At 50.7% G+C, this 26,356-nt stretch carries 4 protein-coding genes; all 4 read right to left on the reverse strand.

The window, feature by feature from the left end:
* Positions 1–27: 27 nt before the first annotated feature.
* From HGH91_RS03860 to HGH91_RS03875, 4 genes are read right to left on the reverse strand one after another with little or no spacing between them, the layout of a single operon-like run.
* Positions 28–11,796 (reverse strand): non-ribosomal peptide synthetase, encoded by an 11,769-nt coding sequence (locus HGH91_RS03860; protein ID WP_168737124.1) that lies wholly within the window; start codon positions 11,794–11,796, stop codon positions 28–30.
* Positions 11,797–11,841: 45 nt separating this feature from the next.
* Entirely contained in the window at positions 11,842–14,979 is a 3,138-nt protein-coding gene (locus tag HGH91_RS03865; RefSeq protein WP_168737125.1) for a non-ribosomal peptide synthetase, read from the reverse strand.
* A gap of 43 nt (positions 14,980–15,022) precedes the next feature.
* Complete coding sequence (gene asnB / locus HGH91_RS03870) at positions 15,023–16,882, reverse strand: asparagine synthase (glutamine-hydrolyzing) (protein WP_168737126.1); 1,860 nt, start codon at positions 16,880–16,882, stop codon at positions 15,023–15,025.
* Between the two features lie 39 nt (positions 16,883–16,921).
* Entirely contained in the window at positions 16,922–26,356 is a 9,435-nt protein-coding gene (locus tag HGH91_RS03875) for a non-ribosomal peptide synthetase (protein WP_168737127.1), read from the reverse strand.

The following is a 26,356-nucleotide window of genomic DNA, read 5'->3' on the forward strand; positions in this document are numbered from 1 at the left end:
AAAGTATTAAGGGGTAAAAGAAAAGCGTCAGGATTGAGGTGTTGCTACACTGGCATCAATAAAAGCGGCCAGGGAGGCGACTGTCTGGTGCATAAAAATGTCGCGGATACGGAATACGATGCCTTTTTTTCGGGCCTGGTTCAATATTTTCACGGTTACCAGTGAGTCGCCGCCTTTTTCAAAGAAATTATCGTATAGTCCTACCCGTTCTACCTGCAGTACTTCCTGCCAGATGGCTGCCAGTATGATCTCTGTGGGTGTTGCCGGCGTATCATCGCCTTTTGGCTGAACATCACCGGACTTATCATTTATTTCCATCACATGGTCCAGGCGGCCGAGGTATTCGAGGTTTCCTTCCGCGTCCCATCGGACCAGGTCGCCGGTACAATAAGGAGTGACGTCCCCGTCACTGCTAATACACAACTCTCCCGGCATTCCGGGCGGAACCGGGCGACCCAGGGTGTCCCATACCAGGGCCGTTACATTGTTTTGCGGGCGACCGAGGCGTATGCTATTTCCCGGCTGATTAACGGCGTCGGTGATGCGTATACTGGCGGCAATACAACCGGTGGCTGCGCCAGGCGTGTTGTATTCGTTCACGATAATACAACGTTCATTAACGGCGGCCAGTTCCACAAGATGTGCCCGCTGCAATGGCGTTCCGCTGGTGACGTATTTATCAGTCAACTTCCAAACGGCTGCCAGCTCTGCCACCAGGGGCAATGCGGAAGATGGCAACGCGATAAAATCATAGGGAGCATATTTCAGTAAATCAGGGTTGTCGAGCATTTCGGGCAGGGTCTGTGCCATCATTACCACTTTCTTCCCTGCCAGCAATGAGGCCAGCACCACTATCAGCCATTTATCGAAGCCAAGTCCTTCATGGGCTACCGTGGCGGTGGTCCCTATGCCGTTACCCAGGTAGGCTTTCCGGGCCTGTTCCAGGCGGCTTCCGAGCTGAGCGTGGCCTACGGTAAAACCCAGCGGCAAACCATCCGCGCCGGTAATATGCCGGGTATAAGCAATATTGTTCAGCGATAATGACAGGTCATTTCCGGCGGCCGGTGTGCCTGCTGCCTGATCACGTATATCTATTACGGTTAGTAGTCCCGCTGGCAAACGGGTCATATCTCTATTAGTCAATAACCACTGCGCGCCCGTTTGTTTTACCACATCTCGCCAGTATTCCGGCGGCGTATCTGCATCCAGCGGCACTGCCGTAGCGCCGGATTTCCAGATGGCCAGTAAAGCTATGAGCTGTTGCGGAGAAGCGGTCATGCTGATACCAACTACATCGGCAGATTTTACGCCTGCCTGTTGCAGGCGGTGGGCCAACTGCCCAGACCATGCTTCCAGCGCGGCAAACGAGTATTGCTCCGCACCTGCCACCACGGCGGTGGCAACGCCATGGGTAAGGGCCAGTTGTGCCAGCGTATCCAGCACCGTTGAAGCGGGAGGCGGCGCTGCCGGTCCCTGGCTAAAGGCAAATACCGTAGCCAATTCCTCTTCGCTCGCAACAGCCAATTCCAGCAATGATGGCTGAATACTTTCCGCAATCGCCTTGAGCAACTGGCAATAATGCCTACCCAGTCTTTCCATGGAAGCGGCGGCATATACGTCGCTGTTATATTCTACCAGCAGGGAAAGCCCATTTTGCATTTCCGTGATATCGAACGTGAGATCAAATTTGGATGTGGTGCGGTTAAACTCTTCGGGCCTGATCACCGCCTCTCCTAACCTGCTTTCCATAATCTCCGGGGTATTTTGCAGTACAAACATCACCTGGAAAAGCGGGCTGTGATTCATACTTCTTTCCACGCCTACCGACTCCACTATTTTTTCGAAAGGAACATCCTGGTGAGCGTACGCATCGAGCGTGGTTTGCTTTACCTGCTGCAACAACTCCGCGAATGACTGCTGTCCGCGGAAACGGCTCCTCAGGGCCAGGGTATTTACAAAAAAGCCAATCAATGGCTCCAGTTCCTTTTCCATACGATTGGCTACGGGAACGCCTATACAAATATCTTCCTGGCGGCTGTAGCGGAACAGGAGCACCTTCAGGGCGGCTATTAACAGCATGAATAAAGTGACCCCTTCGCGCTGCGCCAGGTCCTTTAGTTGGGTGCAAACAGTTTCATCTACCCGGAAGTGAATAACACCTCCTTTCATCGTTTCTATGGCCGGGCGCTCAAAGTCGGCAGGCAGTTGCAGGAGTGGAATCCCTGTCAGCGTATCTTTCCAGTATTTCAATTGCTGCGCCAATACTTCCCCCTGCAGGTATCCTCTCTGCCAGGTGGCATAATCGCCATATTGTAAAGGCAATGCGTCCAGTACCGGTGCGCGTTGTTCCAGCCGGGCATGATAGTATTCCGACAGCTCCCTGGTAAGAATAGATACCGACCAGCCATCTGCAGCGATATGGTGTATAACCAGGATCATCTTGTGTTTCACGTCGGACAACTTCACCAGTTCGATGCGCAGCATATGGTCTGCTGCCAGGTCAAAAGGCTGCTGGATACTATTCACCACATGTGCCTGCCAGCGTTGCTGGTCGATCATTGCCGGGTCTTCGCGGTAAATCATCTTCCACCGGTTTTCCGGCATTACTTCCTGGTAGGGCCTTCCATCGTCCTCCCGCAACACGGTTCTCAGTACCTCGTGACGGTTCACTACTTCGCGGAAGGCGTATTCCAGTGCGTCTTTATCGAGCGTACCGTTCAATTCCAGCACCCCGGGGATATGATAGTGTATACTTCCCTCCAGGCGGTCAATAAACCAGAGCCTTTCCTGGGAGAAAGACAACGGAATGCGGGCGGGCCGGGCGGATACCGCCACAGGAACGATAGCTGGCACGGAACTACTGGTACCACGGTTGCTGATATAGTCCGATAATGCAGCGATCGTAGTATAGTTAAACAGGTCTTTGATAGACAGGGCAACGCCCATATCTTTCCGTATAGCAGCCATCACCCGCATAGCCATGAGGGAATGACCACCGAGGCGGAAAAAGTTATCCTGGATACTCACTTGCGGGAGGCGTAACAACACCTGCCAAATAGCGGCCAGCTGCTGATCCGTTGTATTGCGCGGAGCCACATATACTGATTGGATGCCGGTATTCTCCGGATCGGGCAGTTCCTTCTTATTCACTTTACCACTTGGGGTCAGCGGGAAGGCGGGTAATTCCAGGAGAATATCTGGCACCATATACACCGGTACATGTTTGCCAATAAATGCGAGGATGTCGCTTTTATCAAATGGCGCCCGGCAAATAACATAAGCTTGTAAACGCTTTACCCCGCTATGATCCGCCCGGGCAATTGCTACCGCCTGGCTTACCGCCGGGTGTTGCAGCAACACATTTTCAATTTCGCCCAGTTCAATCCGGTAGCCTCTTATTTTTACCTGGTCGTCGATGCGGCCCAGGTATTCTATATTCCCATTGGGCAGCCAGCGGGCCAGGTCGCCGGTACGGTATATCCGTTCGTCCGTCCAGGTAGCGGGTACGAATTTTTCTGCCGTCAGGTCATCGCGGTTACGATAGCCGCGGGCCAGTCCTACGCCGGCTATACATAGTTCGCCAGCAATGCCCACTGGTTGTAGTTTTCCCCAGGCATCCACGATATACAGGCGGGTGTTGTTGATAGGACGTCCTATGGGGATATTATCCGGAATATTGTCGTCGGGACAGTTGTAATAAGACACTTCGATCGTGGCCTCCGTAGGTCCGTAGAGGTTAGACAATGCACACCATGGCAGCAGCTGTTTAAATTGCCGGGCAGCGGCGGCCGATAAAGCTTCGCCACTGGTAAATACCTGTCGCAGGCCTTTCAACTGCTGCAGTTCAGGCGACTCCTGTATATATTCCAGGAATGGTGTGAGCATAGAGGGCACAAAGTGCATGATGGTCACTTTCTCTTTGATCATCACTTCCACAATGCGGTCGCTGTATTTCTCCTCTCCCTGTTTCAGCAGGTATAGCCGGGCGCCGGTGAATGACCAGCAAAACAACTCGTATACGGATACGTCAAATGTAAAAGGCGTTTTTTGGATGATCACATCTGTTGTATGCAACGGGTATTGCTGTTGCCCCCAGGTAAGGCGGTTTACCAGCGAATGATGTTCTATCATCACTCCTTTAGGCTTGCCGGTAGAACCAGACGTATAGATAACGTATACCAGGTCGTGCGGCTGCGGGTAGCTACCTGTACCTACTGGCTGCGTATTCCTGATGACAGGCCAATGTGCATCCAGCAGTACCTGCTCCAGGTTCTCTGCCGGTGGAATACGGGAGGCCGATGACTCATCTGTCAGTATCAATCGTGTATCCGTATCAGTGAGTATATAGCTAATCCTGTCAGCCGGGTAAGCAGGATCAATAGGTACATAGGCACATCCGGCTTTAAGGATGCCCCAGATACCGATGATCATTTCCAATGAACGGTTGAGGCAGAGAGCAATCATCTCTCCCCGGCGTACTCCTTTCGTTTGCAGGAAAGCCGCCAGCACGGATGATCGCTGATGCAACTCCCGGAAGGTAAGCGACTGCTCATCGTAAGTCACTGCAATTTTATCGGGCGTTCTGGCTACCTGTTCTTCAAATAGCTGTACCACGGTGGTATCAGCCGGATAGGGAACAGTGGTATTGTTGAAGCCGGCGAGCTGGTGGCGCTCTTCCCCTTTAGTCATCAGGGGTAGTTCATTCACCTTCTGGGTGGGATCGCTGGCGATGGCTATCAACAGCTGTTCATAATGTGCAGCCATTCGCTGAATGGTCGACGCATTGAAAAGGTCTGTTTTGAATTCTATGTTCACACGCAAGCCGGCGGCAACTTCCGTTACTTCAAAGGAGAAATCAAATTTGGCGGTTTCCGGTTCATAATTCGCCTGCGATACGCTGATGTTTCCGAAGTTCATCACTTCTGTAGCCGGCGTGTTCTGGAACACAAACATTACCTGGAACAACGGACTACGGGTCATATCACGGGCGGCGCCTACCAGTTCTACAATCCTTTCAAAAGGCACTTCCTGGTACGTATAGGCGTCGAGGGTAGTCTCCCTTACCTGTTGCAAAAATTCACTAAAGGATGGCGTGCCCCCTAAGTCGCTGCGCAGCGCCAGGGTATTCACAAAAAATCCCACCATCTTTTCTACTTCTTCCCGGGTACGGTTAGCGATTGGAATCCCTACGCAGATATCTTCCTGTCCGCTGTAACGATATAACAATACTTTAAAAGCCGCCAGGAGCGTCATGAAGAGGGTAACGCCTTCTTTCCTGGAAAGTGCTTTCAGTTGTGTAGCATGCTCCAGTGATATGTTGTGGTGTACAATACTTCCGTGCATTCTTTCCACCGCCGGCCGGATGCGATCGGTCGGAAAATCCAGTGGCGATACACCTTTCAGCTTACCCACCCAATAGTCGAGTTGCGTAGCCAGCGCATCACCCTGCAGGTGTGTACGCTGCCATTCCGCATAGTCTGCGTACTGCCAGGGCAATACCGGCAGGCGCGGACTTCTGTTCTCTTCTACGGCCAGGTATAACTCCATCAACTCTTTCACCATCAATGACAGCGACCAGCCATCTGTTGCAATATGGTGGGTAACGGTAAGGAGTATATGTACATCGGGCGCTAACCGGATCAGTTCGGCCCGCAACATATAATCCGCGGAAAGGTCAAATGGTTGCCGGATCTGCTCTTCCAGGTGTGCTTCCAACAGGGATTTATCTGTCAGGGAAGCATCGTCGGTATAAGACATGATCCAGCCGCCTGTTTCACATAGCAACTGGAACACCTGGTCGCCTTCCTCCCGGATAACCGTACGCAGGATTTCATGTCTCTCAATAAGGCTTTCCAGCGCCTGTTGCAAGGCTTGTACGTTTAGTGGGCCTTCCATTTTCACGACTACGGGCATATGATAATGCACGCTGCCTTGCAGGCTGTCTATAAACCACAATCTTTCCTGGGAAAAGGATAAGGGGCCTTTACGCAGGAAGGTGGGCGCCAGCGGCGTAGCCACTACGCCTTTCTCTTCCAGTAAGGCTGCAAACTGAGCAATGGTGGTATATGCAAAAACATCCCTGATCACTACATTTGCCCCTGTGGCGGTATTTATGGTGGCAATAGCCCTCATCGCCATTAAAGAATGTCCTCCCCATTCGAAGATGTTATCATGAATACCTATCTCCGTTACTCCCAGCAGTTCTTTCCAGATCGTTTGGAGTTGCAGCTCTATGGAGTTACGCGGCCGAACGGGTTGTTGCCGGCTTTGGCCACGTGCTTCCATTTCCGGCAATGCTTTGCGATCCAGTTTACCGCTGCCGGTAAGCGGCAACGCGGTCATTTCCACCAGGAACGGTGGTATCATGTAAGCAGGTAAACGTTGCTTCAGGTATTCGTATAGCCGTTCACGGTTAAACGCCCCCAGGGGAACAATATAAGCATGCAGCTGCAATGCGTCACCGGCGGTAGGTTTTGCGATCACCGCGCACTGTGATACGTTTTCATGTTGCGCCAATACTTCTTCAATCTCTCCCAGTTCAATCCGATAGCCTCGGATTTTCACCTGGTTATCGATACGGCCCAGGTATTCGATGTTGCCATCCGGTAGCCAGCGCGCCAGGTCGCCGGTGCGATACAGGGGCGAATTACACCATGGCGCCCGGATAAATCGTTCTGCTGTCAACGCCGGCCGGTTGAGATATCCGCGGGCCAGACCTTTACCGGCAATACAAAGCTCACCCGGAACGCCGATAGGCTGCAGCTGCTGATAACGATCGGTGATATATAACTGCAGGTTATCGATGGGCTTACCAATAGGTACATTGTCCGGTACATCGGCTTTAGGACAGTCGTAGTAAGACACATCAATAGTGGCCTCCGTAGGTCCGTAGAGGTTAGACAGCGCACATCCCGGCAGCAGGCGGTTAAATGCTTTCACAGTCGATGCAGGAAGGGCTTCGCCACTGGCAAATACCTGCCGCAGTGATGGCAGGGACGCTTCGCATCCCGTCCCGGCTATATAGTCCAGGAATGCGGTGAGCATCGAAGGAACAAAATGCATGACGGTGATCTCATTTGCCGCTATTTCCTCCACAATCTGGTCGGGGAATTTTTCGGCTCCGGCGGATAACAGGTGAACGCCAGCGCCGGTAAATAGCCACCAGAACAGCTCCCATACCGACACATCGAAGGTAAACGGCGTCTTTTGCAGGATCTTATCTGTGCTGGTCAGCGGATACTTCGACTGCATCCAGCACAGCCGGTTTACCAGGGCATGCTGTTCTATCATCACGCCTTTAGGCTTACCGGTGGAACCGGAAGTATAAATAATATAGGCCAGATCGGCCGGCGTATTCACCAATGGCAGATCAGCTCCTGCTCCTTTGTAAAGCGCCGCATTATTGATATTCAGTACGGTGATGTTTCCTTCAATACCGGGAGTAGGAAACTGTTGTTGTTTCAACAGGTAGCTGCAACCACTATCTTCCAGCATAAATTGTATCCGCTCTGCGGGGTATGCAGGATCAATAGGCAGATAGGCAGCACCGGATTTCACTACTGCCAGGATGGCCACCAGCATTTCGGGGGAGCGTTCAGCCAATATGCCTACTACCTCGTTGGGCGCTGTTCCCAATGCACGCAGCATGGCGCCCAGCTGGTTGGCTTTAGTGTTCAGCTCTTCATACGTGTAGACGCCGCCCGGCCAGCTAACCGCCACGCGGGAAGGGTGCTGGCGCACCTGTGCTTCCATGAGCTGTACCAGCGTATCGTTTGCCTGATCATATGGCTTTGCAGTGGCATTAAATACTTCCCTGATCTGATGTACGTCGTCCTCCATTAACAACAGCGGGTCTATCTTTTCATCAGGCGTATATTGCAGGTGATGCAATGCTTTTTCAAAACAGGAAAGCAATTGTTCTAAAGCAGGGGTACTGATATAAGCGGTGAAATATTCTATGGCAATATTCAGGTTGCCGTCTGTCAGGTCCACATTGAAATCGAACAGCGTATTTTCCCGCAGGTAGCTTTCAAACCTGAATGGTACGCCGGTTCCACCTACCGTTGTATTATCATTGATTTCCTTCCAGACGTGGAAATTAACGAAGTTGAATTGCGCGTCAAACAACGGATTGCCGCCGCTGTACTGCTCCCTGGTTTGTTCTACAATACTCAGTAAAGGCAGCTGATCATACTTCCGGATCAATGCCAGTTTTTCCTCCACGGCCGCCAGGTACTCCCGCCATGATAGCCCTGCCGGCACTTGTATACGCACGGGTACTGTATTCAGGAAGCAACCCAGCAGGCGCTCTCCGTCTTCTACCAGGGGGCGGCTGAAAGCCACCAAGCCGGTAACAATATCATTTTCATAGGTCAACATCTTCGTGGCATATACATAGGCCGCAAAGAGCAGGTGCTTTACCTGCACCTGGTACTGCTCTGCTACCTGTTGTAAACCTAGCAGGTATTGACGGTCGAACGTGCGGAACATTTTCAGGTATTCCGGCGATTCCTTGCTGCCATTGAGTTGGAGGCGCTGATATCCTTCCAGTTCGTTTTTCCAGAAGGTGGTAATGGCTTTGTTTCGCTTGCACAGCAGTTCTTCCAGGATATAATCTTCAAAAGTGCACTTCAATGGCAACGGGGTAAAGCCCGGTTCTTCCTTTAACCGGAAATAAACGTTGCTGAATTCTGTCATAAAGGAAGCCCAGCTCCAACCATCAAAAATGGCATGGTGTGCTTCCATTGTAAATACCAGGTGCCCTGTATTGATCCGGAACATCGTAATCCGCCATAGCGGCACCGTGGCCAGTGGAAACGCCTTCAGTTTACTTTCCTTCAGAAACTGGCCGATTACCTGTTGCTGTGTATCCCTGTCCCTATCCATGAGATTCTCCACCTGCAGGGGCAATGAAATTTCTTTATAAACCACATGCGCCAGGCGGTTTAGATCAAATGCTGTACGAAGGGCCGGATGTTTAGTGATCATCAGTTTCAATGCCCGTACAATCAGCTCAATATCGATATCACTAAAAAGAAAATCGAGGGTATTTTGTTCGTAGTAAACATTCAGCGCAGGATCTTTCAGGTGATGATAACACATTCCTTTTTCGATATCACTCATAGGATAAACCCTGTCAATATTCTGCTTTTCTTCCGCTGAAATACCCACCAGGTATTGCGATTCAAATGCGCGGATCTCTTCCAGCACCGCCATCTTCTCTGCGGTAGCTGCGCGTGTATCCGTAGCCGTAGCCAGGTTAATCAGTCCTCCCAATGTTTGTACTTCATAAAACGCTGCCAGGTCAATGCTGGCCTGGAGTTGTGTATTTACTTTACTCACCAGGCGTATGGCCAGGATAGAGTCGCCACCGTGATAAAAAAAGTTGTCGGCCGCATTGGCTGCCACGGTCTTTAATACCTCTTTCCAGATATCTGCCACCATCTGCTCCCGCGGATCGTCCCAATGCTGTGCTGCTGTTTCTATAAACAGTGGCATACGCTGCAGGGCTTTCCTGTCGGCCTTGCCATTGGGGGTAAGCGGCAGTGTATCCAATAACGTGATATAGGCAGGCACCATATATACGGGCAACACGTGGCCGAGGGCTTCTTTAATGGTATGCTCTGTACAGGGTGTTGCAGGGACGACAAATGCGCGCAGGTATTTATCCTCCTCCCTTTGCTGTACCAATACCAGCGCGTCTCTTATGCAGTCGAGCTTCAGGAGCTGTTGTTCAATTTCACCCAGCTCAATACGGTATCCCCGTATCTTTACCTGGTTATCGATGCGGCCGAGATAGGCAATATTACCATCAGGTAGCCAGCGGGCCAGGTCGCCAGTACGATATACCGGCGTGTCGTGCCAGGGCACCGTGATAAACCTATCTGTTGTTAGCTCAGGACGATTGAGATAACCCCGTGCCAGCCCTACGCCACCAATGCACAACTCTCCTGCCACACCAATTGGCTGCAGCTGCTGATGACGGTCGGTGATAAACAGTTGTATATTATCGATCGGCTTACCAATGGGAATACTGTCGGGGACGCCCGTTGCGGGGCAGTCAAAATAGGAGACGTCAATTGTGGCCTCCGTAGGTCCGTAGAGGTTAGACAACGCACATCCGGGCAGCAGGCGGTTAAACTCCCTCACTGCTGCCGCACTCAGTGCTTCACCGCTGGTAAATACCTGCCGGAGCGAAGCCAGGGCGGCTTCACAGCCGGTGGCTGACACGTACTCCAGGAATACCACCAGCATGGAAGGCACAAAATGCATAACGGTGACCTTATTGGCTTTTATTTCCGCCACCATCTGGTCGGGGTATTTCTCTGTCCCAGGCGCCAGCAGATAAACACCTGCCCCTGTAAACAGCCACCAGAAAAGCTCCCATACGGATACGTCAAATGTAAAAGGCGTTTTTTGCAGGATCACATCCGTACCGGTTAAGCGGTAACGGTCGTGCATCCAGTTGAGCCGGTTTACCAGTGAATGCTGCTCAATCATCACCCCCTTGGGATTGCCGGTAGACCCGGAAGTATAAATCACATAAGCCAGGTCGGTCGGTTTATTTACCCAAGGCAGGTCTTCTCCGCTGCCTGTATATAAGCCAGGGTCATTCAGGTTAAATACGGTTACGCCTGCTGATATAGGCGGCACCGTTAGATGCGATTGTACCACCAGGTATTTACAGCCGCTGTCTTCCAGCATAAACTGTATCCGTTCTGGCGGGTAAGAAGGATCGATGGGTAAATAGGCGGCGCCGGATTTCATAGCCCCCAGGATGGCTGTCAGCATTTCGGGCGAACGCTCCGCCAATACACCTACCACCTGGTTAGGCCCTGCACCGGCGGCACGTAGTACGTTGCCAAGCTGGTTAGCTTTGCGATTCAACATCTCGTAAGTATATACCCCATCCGGCCAGGTAACGGCAATCCGTGTAGGATCGCGCTGTACCTGCGCCTCCATCAATTGTGCCAGGCATTGCGTAGCGTTACCGTACTCGCGGTCGGTAGCATTGAATTGCTGATGGATCAGGGCAGCTTCTTCTAACGGCATCATATCGGCCAGGTATAATGGCTGCGCTATATGGGTAACCAGGTATTGCAGCAACGTGCAATAATGAAGTGTAAAGCGCGCTGCCACGGCGGCATCATACCTGGCCGTTTTATATACCAGCTGTCCTTTGAGTGAGCTGTCGGTGGCGGTAAATACGAAGATAATATCTGGCCGTATACTATCCAGGTAATGCAGTTCCTGTATATTGTCTAATAAAAGGGCTACACTGAAAAGTCCCTCAGCACCGGGCACCAGGTTATCTGCCAGTTCCTGCTGCAATACCTCTATCGGGTAGTTCTGGTGCTGTATAGCCTGCACCATCTGCTGCCCCGTGGCCTCCAGCAAGGAAGCGAAAGTAGCATTGCCCGCTACGGTACCCCTGATGGCGAGGACGGTATTCATCAACTGGTCGGCCAACAATTCCGTTTGCCGGTATATAGGCGTCCCCGTTATAACATCGCCGTTGTCGGTATATTTACTCAGCATTACCTGCAATGCGGCCATTAATATCACCTGCAGGGAGTAATCTGAATCATTGCTTAATAGCTGCAAACGCTGGTGCAGGTCATCTCCTATTGAAAATTCGTAGTGGCTACAGGTAGTCGCTTTGGGATCGGTGTTATGCGCTGCGGGAAGGCTGCTATGGGGCAGTTCTCCGGCCATCACCGTTAACCAGTATTCTTTTTCCCGCTGGTTATGGATAGATGCGGCCGTTAGTATATCCAGTTGTTCTTGTCGAAACATGGAATGAAGCATTTGATATGAATGTATATGCGGATGGGATCAGGATCAGAACCGGAAGGATATCTTCTCTACCTGGTTAACAGCTGTTTCCAGCTGGTGTGAAAGATGAATATCCTTTAACTGTATATCGGGAGAGGATAATACCTGGGTAATAATTTCCTGGAAGTAGTCTACCAGGCGTTGTATCCGGACTGGAGAAAAGCGCTGCGAAGCATAGGCCAGGCGGAAAACGAGGTCATTGCCGGTATCCTGTCCGTACAGCGTAAGATCAAACCGCGGCGTACTTTCTGCAATGGGATAAGGAGCAATGGTAATGCCCGGAATGTTTTCGCTGCCCACACTCATATTCTGGAGCACCAACATCACGCTGAATAAGGGATGTCGTTTCCCCCTCGGTAGTTGTAACTGCTGGATAATCTCTTCCAACGGATAGTCCTGGTGCTGGAGTGCGGCTAACATGTTTTTGTGCACCTGTTTTAACAATGTATCGAATGACATATCCGCGCTGAGCTGGTTCCGCAGGGCAAGGGTATTTACAAACATGCCTATCATTTTATCAAGCGCTGCATGTTGCCGGCCACTGGCCGCCGTTCCCACAATAATGTCATCCTGCCCGCTCAGTCTCGACAACAGTATATTATAGGCAGCGAGGAGTAATACAAAAATGGTGGTTTCTCTTTCCTTCGCCATTTTCTTTAACCGCTGATAATTTTCCCGCGCCAGTGTAAAATGATGCAATGCGCCCGTAGCATGATCTGCAGCCTGTTCGCCCGGCAGCGATAATACCGCCGGAGGATTGGCCAATGTTTTGAGCCAGTACTGCTGCTGTTGTTGTACTACTTCGCTGGTACGTTGCTGTTGCTGCCAAACGGCAAAGTCCTTGTACTGCAACACCGGTGAGGCGGCGGGTAAATTCATATACAGCACCGAAAACTCCTTATTGAGCAACAACTGCGACAATCCATCTGCGATGATATGATGTACATCCATCATCAGGAGATATTGCGCGGGGCCTCTTTTCACCAGGGTAACCCGTAACAGTGGCGCCTCCGCCAGGTTGAAGGGGCGAACAAACCGGGATATTAATGCCGGTATGGGTTCCGTGCTCACCTGGTAGTCTATACGAAAATCGACTTCCGGCAGCACCTGCTGTACCACTTCTCCCCCTACCATCTTAAAACAGGTGCGCAGGCTTTCATGGCGTTGTACCATTTGCCGGAAGGCTTGTTCTACTTTTCCCATATCAACAGGCCCCGTTATTTCAAAGCATTGAGGCAGGTTATACCCGGTACCTTCCGGCTGCAGCTGTTGCTGGTGGTAGATCCTGAACTGTGCGGCAGACAGGGGATAATAGTCCCGCACGGGTGCCGGCTTTATATCCGGCGCCTCCTGTGTCATTTTCCCTTCCAGGAAAATGGCCAGCTTGCGGATACTATTGTATTTAAAAATTTCTTCGATCGTGAGCCGTACCCTGAACTGACTGTATACTTTTGCTACCAGCCCTATCAGGTGAAAGGAATTACCTCCCACTTCAAAAAAAGTATTGTCAGCACCGAATTGATTGTTTTTCAGGATGCCTGCCCAGGTATCAAACAGCTGTTGTTCTAACGCTGTTAAAGGCCCGGATACCGGTTCAGCAGCCGGTTGCAGTAAGATCTCCAGCTGATCATAATCCAGCTTCCCATTTACCTTTCTCGGGAAAGCCGACAACCATTTGATTTTGCCCGGCACCATGTAATCAGGCAGACAGGTATGGGCATACTGCAATATTTCTTCGTTATCGCCCGTGCCATCGGTTACCGGCACCAGGCAGGCACAGAGTATAGTAGTATCGTTGATGGTAGTGGTAACTACCGCAGCTTCTTTTACGGATGAATGTTGCAGCAAAATAGTTTCTACTTCTTCCGGTTCTATTCTCACCCCACGCAGCTTTATTTGCCGGTCGATACGACCCAGCAATTCCAGGTTGCCGTCTGCCAGTAAACGGCCTTTATCGCCGGTTTTAAAGATGCGTCCATCGGGATTGGGGTCATAAGGATCGAACATGAATTTCTGACGGGTCAACGCTTCTTCGTTATAATAACCCTTAGCCGAATAGGGAGTGCTGATAAATACTTCTCCCGGTACCAGCGGATCACATATATTCAGCAGTTCATCCAGTACCAATACCCTGGCGCCTTCCATGGGTTTTCCAACGGGAATATTTTGACTATCTGCATCTGCGGGTTTGATTTCATAGTATGTTTTAATCAGTGTTGTTTCGGTGGCGCCATAAAAATTCACCAGCTGTATACGGGAGCCGAACAGGGCGTACCAGGGCTTTAATGTGGCAGGCACAATACGTTCGCCGGAGAGGAACACATACTGTAACCGGGGATAGCTGTGGATGGTGGCAGCGTTGCCGATCAGCCGGAATATGCTGGGCACACAATGGATATACTGAATTTCTTCCCGGTTTAACCAGGCCGACAGCGTATCTGCCTGTAATACCAGTTGCGGATCTTCGGGAATACAAATAATACCGCCGGAAAAGAGAGGGACAAAAACGTCACGTAAAAACGCGTCGAAACCGGGAGTGATCAACTGGCTAAACCTGGCGCCGGAAGGCACTTTAAAGGTATTTATCTCCCAGTTAATAAAATGATGGAGACTCATATTCTGTCCCAATATAGCTTTGGGCCTGCCTGTGCTTCCGGATGTAAAGTAGATATACAGCGCATCGTTCCGGTGATAAGCTACTTCCGGGAATTCACTATCCTCCCGCTCTTCTGTTTGCAGCATATCTTCTATATAAAACACATGGACTTCCTGTTGTTGCAATTGTGCGATGATTCCTGCTACCTCTGTGTCTTCCCTGGAGGCGATCACCATGATCAATGATACCGTATCTGCCATCTGCAGGATACGGGTGGCAGGTAATGCGGTGTCCAGTGGTACAAATACGCCGCCGGCACAACTGATCCCGGCTATAGCGGTAATGATGTATTGCTTGCTGCTGCAAAGGATGCCGACAAAATCTCCCTTACTGAATCCTGGTGTAAGCAAGAGTGCGCGGGTAATGCGACAAGTGTTTGCCTCCAGCGTTTTATAGGTAACTTTCCTGTCTCCCTGTATCAGCGCTATTTGCCGGCTATATGTGCGCAGGGCGGTTTTCAGCTGTAGTTGAAATATTTCGTTTGCCATAAGCAGTTGTCAGATTTTGGATAAATGATCAGGAGAAGAAAAATTACAGGTCGAATTGTTCGAGGAAAACGCCGAAAGTGAGTACCGTGATCAACAGGTCGCTTTCAAAAGGAATATTGAGTTTAAAATCTTTTTCGCTGTATCGCTGTTTCAGGGCTTCGATGGTGCTGGGATTAAAGTAGCCACGGCGTTTAATAGCATCATAGGAAAGCAGGTCGTTTATATACTCGTGGTTCTTTTTCAGCAGCTGGGTGCTTGGAGGCGCAATGAAGCCAAATTTCTCGCGTTCCAGGATACGTGGCGGTACAATGTCTTTCGCTATTTCGCGAATGATGTGTTTTTCCTGGAAGTCTTTCAATTTCAGGCCAGTGGGTATCTGGTACGCAAATTCAGCGATATGCTTATCCAGGAAAGGGTAACGTGCTTCTACTGAATTGGCCATCGCCATACGATCGCCATGATCAGATACCAGGTGATCTACCATTCTCAGCTTATAATCCACATAAGAGCGCTGATGCAGTATTTCCCGGTTCCGGATTTTCTCTTTATCAATAATAAAATGCTGCAGGCAGTCTATTTCATGAAAATGATCACTGAGCGAGCTGGCATATAATTGTTTTTTTTCGTCTGAGAAAAGATGGTAATCTTTCTCGTAAAAAAAATCTTCGTTACCCCAGAGCACTTCCCGCAGCGCATGCTCACCATTCTTTGGCTGCGGTGACGCCTGGGCCATCATGCCGCGTATCTTGTCGAATTTATAACCTACATAGCCGCCAAATAGCTCATCGGCGCCTTCGCCACTGAGCACTACCTTTATGTCTTTGTCCCGCACCAGGCGCGATAGCGTCAACGATGCCGTATTATAGGATTCTTTTACGGGGCATTCGCAGTGGTAGATAGTTTTGGGTAGCTGCGCTATCACATCCGACTCCAGGAATAATTTTTCCGAATGTACAGATTCGATCATGCTCGCCACGGTACGCTGAAAATCGGCTTCAGAGGCACTATGATCCGCAAAATCTATGGAAAAAGAATACCGGCGTACATCTGGTGTAAGATGCATTAATTTGGATGCAATCAGCGATGAATCTAATCCTCCACTCAGGTAACATCCTACGGGCACGTCTGCACGTAGCCGAAGGCGGATCGACTGATCAATCAATTCATTCAGTTTCTCCACATAATAATGTTCCGGATGGGCATAATCTGTGTGCCCGATTTCCGGGTAAACAAGGTCCCAATACTCGTGATCGGTTAGCTGGCCATCGCGGTTCAGCAATAAATAGTGTCCGTTCTCCAAACTTTTAATGCCCTTAAACATGGTCCTGGGGCTGATCAGGCCGGGAAAGGTAAATACCTGGTCCAGTGCCACCAGGTCCAGCTCCTTCTTTATCCCCGGATATTCGAGTATGGCTTTGATCTCAGATCCGAAAACAAAACCATCACCGGCCATGGTATAAAAGAATGGGATAATACCAAAGTGATCACGGGCACAAAACAGTTGCCCTTTCTTTTCATCATACAGTGCAAACGCAAATTGGCCGTTGAGGCGATTTAAGAAATGTACCCCAAATTCTTCATACAGGTGAAGAATTACTTCCACGTCGGTATGGGTTTTAAAGGTGTGTCCTTTTTGCCGCAGTTCTTCCCTCAGCTCAATGTAATTAAATATTTCGCCATTACAGATCAGCATAAGAGAGTTGTCTTCATTGGTAAGCGGCTGCATACCACCCGACAAATCAATAATACTCAGCCGGGTAAAACCGAATGTAACAGGATAGCGATGCAGAAAGGCTGTGCCGTCGGGGCCGCGGTGATACAGCTTTTCAGCCATTCTCTCAATGATGGGGGGCGCCGGTTGTTGCCTGCCGGGCAACAACATATATCCACAAATACCGCACATAAGAAAAATAGGGTTTATCGGGTGAAGGAGAACAAAGATTTATTTAAAATCAACGAAGACGCTTTGTAGCCGGATATCCTGCAACAGCTGATCCGGATGAGTGGCTGCCAGGAGCAACATCTGCTGAAAGTAGCCGGTAAACTGTTCCATGGTGGCTCGGCTAAACCTGCTGGTGGCAAAGGTAAACACCCCGGCTAAATCCGTGCCTTGCTGGCTCATTCCCAGCATAATATCATACTGGGTATGCCTTCTTTTCATTTCGTATAGGCGTACCTGTAATCCGGGGATATCCAGCGAGCCGATATGAATGTTATCCATATAGAAGTAAACGTCAAAGAGTGGACTACGGCTCCAGTCGCGCTGGTTCACCACCTTATTCACCAGGGCATCAAATGGATACTCCCCGTTATCGAAGCCATCGAGCACACCCTGTTTCACTTCCTGCATAAACTGCCGGAAGGTTTTACGGGGAGATGGCTGATGACGGAAGGCCAGTACATTTACAAACAGCCCCACAATCTGCTGCAAAGCCGTATGCCTGCGGGCGGCCACCGGCGAGCCTATTACAATATCTTCCTGCCCGCTTAACTTAGCCAGCAATACATTCAATGCCGCCAGCAATACCATAAACATCGTCACCCCTTCCTGTTGTGCCAGGGTATGCAATGCTATGGCGGTTTCCTCTGCTACCCGGAACCGGATGGCTTCTCCGTTAAAGTCCATTAAACCGGTACGCTCATAATCGGCGGGTAGTTGTAATACGGGAGCCGGTTCCCGGAACTGTGCCAACCAATATGCTTCCTGCTCAGCGATCATCACCTGGGTAGCAGGCTTCAGGTACCAATGTACATAGTCTTTATAGCCTAGCGGTATATCGCCTGTTGTCTGCTGCTGGTAAAGAGACCGGAAGTCACGTACCAGTATATCCATGGAAATGCCGTCGGAAACGATATGATGCATATCCAGCATCAGCATAAAATGGCTTTCATCCTGTTGCCATATGCCGGCACGGAAGAGCGGCGCTTCCTCCAGCTGAAAGGGCTGGATAAAGATATCCAGTACTTCCTGCGGCGACGCATATACGCCGTTGTACCAGGTAAGCTGGAAGGCAACCTGCTCCAGCACCCGCTGTACCGGTTCGCCGTTATGCAGGCAAAAAATAGTACGCAGGCTTTCATGCCGGTTTATCAATGATTGCAATGCCTGTTCCAGTCGCGCTTTGTCGATGACGCCTGTTAACATAAAGGCCACCGGCATGTTATAGGCACAAGAGTCGTTCATCAGGAATTGCAGGGTAAATAACCGCTGCTGCGCGGGCGACAGCGGATGGTAGTCTGCCGGCTCGGCCCTTTCCATATGATGGAATAATGTTTTACAGGCCTGCGCTAGATATTGGGCCAGGTCTTTTAACACGGGCCGCTTAAACAATTCAATCAGGGGTACTTTAACCTCCAGTTCCTGTGTAACCGCAGCAAGCATCAGCGTAGCACTGAGGGAATGGCCGCCCAGCCTGAAAAAGTCGGCATCGGTACTGATAGCAGCGCTGTTGAGTTGCAATACCCGCCCCCAGATATTGACCAGTACTTTCTCTGTTTCCGTTACCGGGGCCTGGTATTGCTTCTTCTCATTATCTGCCGGTGCTGGTAATGCTTTCAGATCCAACTTACCATTTACAGTTACCGGGATAGCCGCTATACGTATAAAGTAAGCGGGCAACATATACTCCGGAAGCTGACCGCTCAGAAACCGGCGCAGCGTTTCTTCTTCCGCCAACTGATCGGCCACATAATAGGCGCAGAGATAGCGGTTGTTGCCGTGACCTGTTCTTACCACCACCTTTACCGCTTTCAGCCCGGCATATTTCAGGAGTTGTTGTTCTATTTCACCCAATTCGATACGATAGCCACGGATCTTCACCTGTGCGTCTTCCCGGCCAAGGAATTCGATGTTGCCATCTTCGTACCAGCGGGCTTTGTCGCCGGTATAATACATGGTACCTCCCGGCACAAAAGGATTAGCGATAAACTTTGTGGCCGTTAATGTAGCGTCATTGATATAACCACTGGCCAGGCATTCTCCCCCTATGTATAAATCGCCTTTTACGCCGATGGGACAGCATTTCTGTTGCTTATCGAGAATGTAATAAGCAGCATTCTGGATAGGCTTGCCGTAGGGAATACTTCTCCAGGCCGGATCGATATCCTTTACCGGGAAGAAGTTAGACCATACCGTGGCCTCTGTAGCACCTCCCAGGGCAATGACCTGCGCCTGTGTAAACGTGCGCTTTACATCCACCGGCAGGGTAAGCGGAATCCAGTCGCCGCTGAGCAGTACCAGCCGCAGGCTATCAGTGCCTGTATGCCTGGCTTCCGGAAGATAGGGCACCAATTGTTGCAGTGCTGCCGGGGCGGAGTCCCAACAGGTTATACCTTCTCTCAATAGTATATACACCAGGTTTTCCGGTTCGGCTATTTCTGCAGACGATGCAATACGCACCACTCCTCCCGCTGCGAGTATGCCGAAAATATCATATACCGATAGATCAAATCCCAGCGAAGTAGTAAATAACAGTTTATCTTGTTCCCCAATACCAAAGCGGCGATTCAGCCACTCGATCAGGTTGATCACCGGTTGATGCATAACTGCTACCCCTTTAGGTGTGCCTGTTGAACCGGAGGTGAAAATGACATAGGCCAGCGAAGTAGACAACAAGGGTAGCCGGGGATTATGAACGGGATGATGGTCCAGCTGTTGCTGATTGATCCAGGCGCCAGGAGGCAATGTGTGGTCTTGCTTACCAAGGCAGATCTTTAGCGGATTGGCTACAGACAAGCTTCCTGTACAGGAGGCCACCTTCATGGCATGAGCGGTATCTGTTATTACCGCGGCTACGGGTAATGTATCCATGATGCCCGTTACCCGGTTATCCGGGAGATAAGGTTCCAACGGCACATAGGTGGCACCCGACTTCAGGATACCCAATAATGCCACCACCATTTCGATAGAACGGCTGATAGTAACTGCCACAAACTGACCAGGCCCTATTCCACCAGCTATCAGGGTATGCGCCAGGCGGTTAGCCGCCATATTCAGCATTTCATAGCTGATATGGCCGGTGGCGGTGGCCAGGGCTGTAGCTGATGGTGTGCGGACCACCTGGTCTTCAAAAATATCCGGCAAAGTAGCGGCCCTGTCATAGGGAACCGCTGTATCGTTGAAAGTATAAATGAGTTGTTCCCGTTCGTTTTCCGGCAGCAGGCTGATATCCCCTATGCGCTGTGATAAATGGCTGGCGATGGACTTTGCCAGCCGCACGTAATATCCTGCCCACCTGGTTATCGTACTCCGTTTAAACAAATCGGTAGCATAACAGAAATTAAGTGCGAGGCCGCCCTCCTGTTGTACTACCTGCAGGTTAAGATCAAACTTGGTGGTAGTGGTATAATACGGGTAAGGCAGGAAAGTAAGGTCTTTTAATACCAGCGTTTCCTGTGCAATACTGTGCATATTGAACATGACCTCAAACAGTGGATTGCGGCTGGTATCCCTTTCCACGGCCAGTGCCTCTACCAGCTCTTCGTATTGATAGTCCTGGTGTTCGAAGCAAGACAGTGTCATTGCTTTCACCTGTTGGAGGAAATCGCGATACGACAGGTCGTGCCCCGGCTTCGCCCTTAATACCAGTGTATTTACAAATACGCCGTGTATTTTCTGCAAATCAGCGTGGGGCCGTCCTGCTGTGATGGTACCGGTTAATATGTCTTCCTGGCCGCAGAGCTTACTGATTAACAGATGGTACAACGATAACAATACCATGTAAAGGGTTACGCCTTCTTTGTTGGCGATTTCCTGCAGCTGTGCAGTCACGGCGGCATCCAGCGGTACTGTTACCACGCCGCCATCAAACCCTTTCACGGCAGGACGTGGGAAATCGGCAGGCAGGTCATTGGGTAACAGCTCACCGGACAGATGATTCATCCAGAAATCTTTCTGCGCGTTGATGCTGCTCATTTGGGCCGGTTCCTGCTGCCACATTACAAAGTCTTTATATTGGAGCTTTACCGGGGAAAGGAGTTCGCCCTGCAATAGGCTGACAAAGTCGTGCATAAACAAGCTGGTGGCCACCTCATCTGATATAATATGATGGGTATCTATCATCAGCAGGTATTCATCCGTTGCCAGCGGCATTACGCCGACTCTCAATAACGGCGCACACTCCAGGTTAAAGGGAGCGATAAACTGCCGGATAACTGTATCGACATCCGTACCATCGTAAACGATTATACGAAAATCGGCATCGGCTTGAATATATTGCACGGGTTCGCCCTCCCGGATATGAAACGCGGTCCTGAAACTGTCGTATCGTTGGATCAGCTGCCGGAATATGATGGTTGTTTTTTCGATATCCAGGCTGCCTTTCACGCGGTAAAACAACGGAATGTTGTAGGCGACTGACTGGGGTGCCAGCTGGTGCAATACAAACAGGCGACGCTGCCCGGATGATAGCGGATAATAAGGCTGTTGAGAGGATACAGGGATAGCCGCATTTGCTGTTACCGGCGCTGCGGATGTAGTGATGGTGGCCTCAAGTAAAGCAGCCTGCTGTGTAAATACCGACGTATCAAATACCTCGCTCAGCCCCAACTGTATGCCCCATTGTTGTTGTATAGCAGCCAGTAAGGTGATAGCTGCGAGCGAATGACCACCTGCCCGGAAAAAATCAGATTGATCATCGATATCTCCGGCAGGGATTTCCAATACATCTGCCCAGATACTGCGTAACTGGTCTTTTACGGGGTTACCCATTATCGGCGATGGCTTTTCGGTCGCCCTTTGCGGCGCTACCGCAGGCAATGCCTTTCGGTTCACCTTACCATTGGTCGTTAATGGAATCTGATCCAATTGCACATAGTGGGCTGGCAACATATGCACCGGTAAGCGTTCCGCCATAAACTGTTTAAGCTGTAATACGCCTGGTTGATGCCCGGCGGTGTAATAGGCCACCAGGTATTTATCGCCCTCCACATTTTCATTGACTGCCACCACAGTGGCATCGATGCCGGGATGCAATAACAGGGTACTTTCGATTTCCGCCAGTTCAACGCGATACCCCCGGATCTTTACCTGTTCATCTGCACGTCCCATGTACAACAATATGCCCTGTGGCAGCCAGCGAGCCAGGTCGCCGGTACGATATAACCGCTCTCCGGCAATAAATGGATGGGGAATAAATTTCGCCTTGCCGGGTTCCTCTTGCCGGGTGTAACCATGCGCCAGCTGCGCTCCGCCCAGGTAAATTTCACCGGTTACGCCTACCGGCACCGGACGCAGATACTCGTTCAGCAAATACACCTGGGTGTTGGGTACCGGCAGACCGATGGGTACTGACTCCAGTACTTCCGCAGGATTAAACCGGTGAACAACGCAGCCTACGGTAGTTTCCGTAGGCCCGTATTCGTTATAGATGGCTAGGTGGCCATTAAATTGTTCGTGTATTTTCAAGGCCAGCTGATAAGGTAATGCCTCCCCGCCTACTATCAGCACTTTGAGCCTGGATGGCCGTATCCGTAATGCTGCCATTATCTTCAGGTGGGCAGGTGTGAGCTTAATAATATCCCCTTTATCTTCCCGCAGTATATGTTCCAGCAGCAGTGCATCTTCTCCACGTTTGCCATATATGATCATCCTGTTTCCAGAGAGTAACGGTACAAAAATGGCCGTCAGGGTAAGGTCGAACGCTACGGAGGTAAACAATGGAAAGTCCATGGCGGCGCCCTGTTGGTAGTTGCCAATAGCATAGCTCACATAGTTTACCAGCGCGCTGTGAGGAATGCTGATACCCTTTGGTTGACCAGTGGTACCGGATGTATAAATAAGGTAGGCAGCGGTATTACCGGCAACCGCTATCGGCAAATTACTGGCATCGCTACTCCACCAGCTACGGTTATCCATGCACAAAATGTGTGGTACGCCGCAATCTTCCAGGAAGGACTGCTGATCAAGTTGGGTACGGGTATTGGTGAGTAAAACCTGTACCCCGCTATCGGAGAGCAGGTAAGATTTGCGGGCCATGGGATAATCCGGGTCTACCGGGAAAAAGGCTGCGCCACATTTCAACACCGCGAGGATCGCCGTTATCATATCCGGGCAACGATCCATCATGAGCCCAACTACCGATCCGTGCTGAATGCCCCGGGCATGCAGGGCGCGGGCTACACGGGTGGCGTTCTCATTCAACGCCTGGTAAGTCACCAGCTCCCCTTCATATTCAAGGGCTACCTGCTGCGGGTGCAGCGCCGCCTGCTCTTCAAATAACCCATGCACTGCCCGGTGCCGCGGAAATGCTTCCTGTGCAGCATTTACCTGGTGCAGTAACCACTGCTCTTCTTCTTCAGATAATAATGTAACCTCCGCCGGGCGGGCACCGGGATGTTGGATAAAATCGTTAAGCAAACGCTGGTAGCCGCCAATAAAACGTTGTATGGTAGCCAGGGTAAACAGGTTGGTATTGTATTCAAAAGTGAGCTCAAAGTGGCCGTATTCCTCGATGCCTCTGAGGGTAAGGTCAAACTTAGAGATGTGCTTCTCTACATCAAATCTGCGGATGCTTAGCCCCGGTAGATCGATGTCTGGCAGGTCGAGGTTTTGGAGGTTAAACATCACGTCCAGTAATGGACTGCGTCCTGGGTCGCGCCATTTCACCACCCGTTTCACCAGCTCTTCGAAGGGATAATCCTGGTGTTGCTGGGCCTCGGTCGTTTTTATTTTTACATATTGCAGCAGCTCCATCCAGGTGCCGCCCCGGGCTATATCAAACCGTAGTCCCAGGGTATTGGCAAACATACCGATAGTACTCATCAGGTCGGCCTGTCGTCTGCCGGCGATGATGGTGCCGATAACAATATCCGATTGGCCGCTCAGCTCCTGCAGCAGCGCCAGGTAGGTAGTTAGCAAAATCGTATATACGGTGGTGTTATACTGTACCGCACATGCCTTCACGGCTTCATAGGTAGCGGTATCCAGCAGGAAGCGCCGGGAAGCGCCTTCCAGGGTTTGCCGCGCCGGTCTCGGAAAATCGGTGGGTAACTGCAACGGCTCTACGTCGCCGGCAAACTGTCGCAGCCAATAAGCTTCCTGCTGTTGCAATGCCTGCATGGGCAACTGTTGCTGCTGCCATACGGCATAGTCTTTATATTGGAGTGGCACTGCCGGGGGGACTTCTCCCACATATAATTGCAGGCATTCCCGCACCAGGATACCCAGGGAAGTGCCATCTGCTATGGCATGGTGTATATCGAGTACCAGGGTATGCTGGTCGGCTGCCGTAGTGATCACCCCCATCCTGATCAGTGGCGGCTCCTGTAAGTTAAAGGGACGAATAAAATCAGGGATCAAAGTATTTTCTTCGCCGATGGCAGCCCGCAGCCTGGTAATTTTGAACGGCAGCCGTTCCAATATTACCTGCCGGGGCATACCCTCCTGCAGGATGAAAGCTGTACGCAGGCTTTCATGGCGGTCGATAATGGTTTGCATGGCCAATTCCAGGCGATCAATATCCAGGTAACCTGCAACAGTTAAAGTAGTGGTAATGTTATAGGCTGTGCTTTGGGTATTGTATTGCTGCACTACGTATAGCCGTTCCTGTGCGGATGACAGTTCATAGGAGGATGCAACAGGTGCGGGTGGAATAACCGGTACCTGGCTTGCCTCCGCGGTGGCTATGCGCGCTGCTGTCTCCGATAAAACAGGATAATAAAATATGTCCAGCAGCGGAAAGGCTATTCCGAAAGTTTTCTCTATCCTGGCAGCCAGGATAGTGGCTCTCAGGGAATGTCCGCCTATTTTGAAGAAATCGTCGTGCCGGCCGATTTTCGCCAGTGGGATGCCCAGCACATCTGACCAGATCTGCGCCAACTGCTGCTCTGTGGCATTAACCGGCGCAGCGGTGGCGGGTGTTGCCACTGCTGCCGGCAACGGCAATGCTGCGATATCAGTTTTACCATTAGTCGTGAGCGGGATTTTATCCAGCAGTACGTAATGGGCTGGCACCAGGTATTCCGGCAGCAGACCTGACAGGTATTCGCGAATACCTGCTATCGTAACGCTGGTAGCTGCCGGCACTACATAGGCGCATAGCTCATAGCTGGAAGTTTCGTCGGGCCGGGCTACCACTACGGCATCGCTTACCTGTGGATGACGCAGCAAATGTGATTCTATTTCTCCCGGCTCCACGCGAACGCCCCTGATCTTCACCTGGCGGTCGATACGCCCGAGTAACTCCAGGTTCCCGTCTGGCAGCCATTTTCCCAGGTCGCCAGTTTTATATAACAGTTCTCCATCGCCCTGGGGATGCGTAATAAATTTCTCCTCATTGAGCCCGGGCTCACATAAATAACCTTTGGTACGATAAGCGGTGTGGATATATATTTCACCGGGCATACCGCTCTCTACCGGCTGCAACGATTCATCGAGCAGCCATATCTCCGCCCCTTCCATGGGCTTTCCTATGGGAATAGTGGCGCGCCTCGTATCTGCAGGCTTTACCTGGTAGGCAGTTTTTATCATGGTCGTTTCCGTAGGGCCGTACAGGTTATACAGTTGTATGGTATCTCTATGTTGATCGTACCATTGTTGCAGCTCCGACGGGCGCAACGCTTCTCCCGATAATAAAATATATTTCAGGTGAGGAAAGATGGTTGTTTCCCCTGCATCGTGATTAATCAGCCTGAAAAAACTGGGAACACAATGGATCAGGGTGATCCTGTTGTCGTGTATCCATGCTTTCAGTTTACGCTGGTGCAGTAAGGTTTCTTTCTCCCGGGGAATACAAATGGTAGCCCCCGCACATAAGGCTGCAAATACATCGCGCAGAAATGCATCGAACCCGGGATTGATGAACTGGCTGATACGATCGCCCGTCTGCAGCTGAAAGGTGTTGATCTCCCACCGGATGAAATGCAGCAGGCTTTTATTCATTCCCACAATACCTTTCGGCAGACCAGTAGAACCAGAAGTGAAGTATACGTAGATACTGTCTTCTGCATCATAGACTGGCCATGATATAGCAGTAGTTGTTGTTTCCTGCATGCAGGCGTCTAAATCCAATACCATTGCCTGTGCAGGCTTCCACTCCTCCAGGAGTGCCATTTGTTGTTGGTTGGCGAGCAACAAAGGGGCAGCTGTCGTATGTAGAATATGACGGATACGCGCTGCCGGTAAGGTATGATCTATTGGCACAAAAATACATCGGGCTTTCAGGATAGCGATCAATGTGATAATCATCTTCACCCTGTTTTCGCTGCAAACGCCCATCATAAGCTGTTGTCCACCGGTTCTGGCCAGCAGGGCACGAGCCAGTACATCACTGCTGTGATGCAACTCCGCATAGGAAATAACGCTGTTACCATCACTGATAGCGGGACTATCAGCATATTGTTTAAAACCTGATAATAAGATATCCTGGAGGGTATTCAT

Origin of the sequence: Chitinophaga eiseniae (assembly GCF_012641265.1) — a bacterium.
Classification (GTDB): domain Bacteria; phylum Bacteroidota; class Bacteroidia; order Chitinophagales; family Chitinophagaceae; genus Chitinophaga; species Chitinophaga eiseniae_A.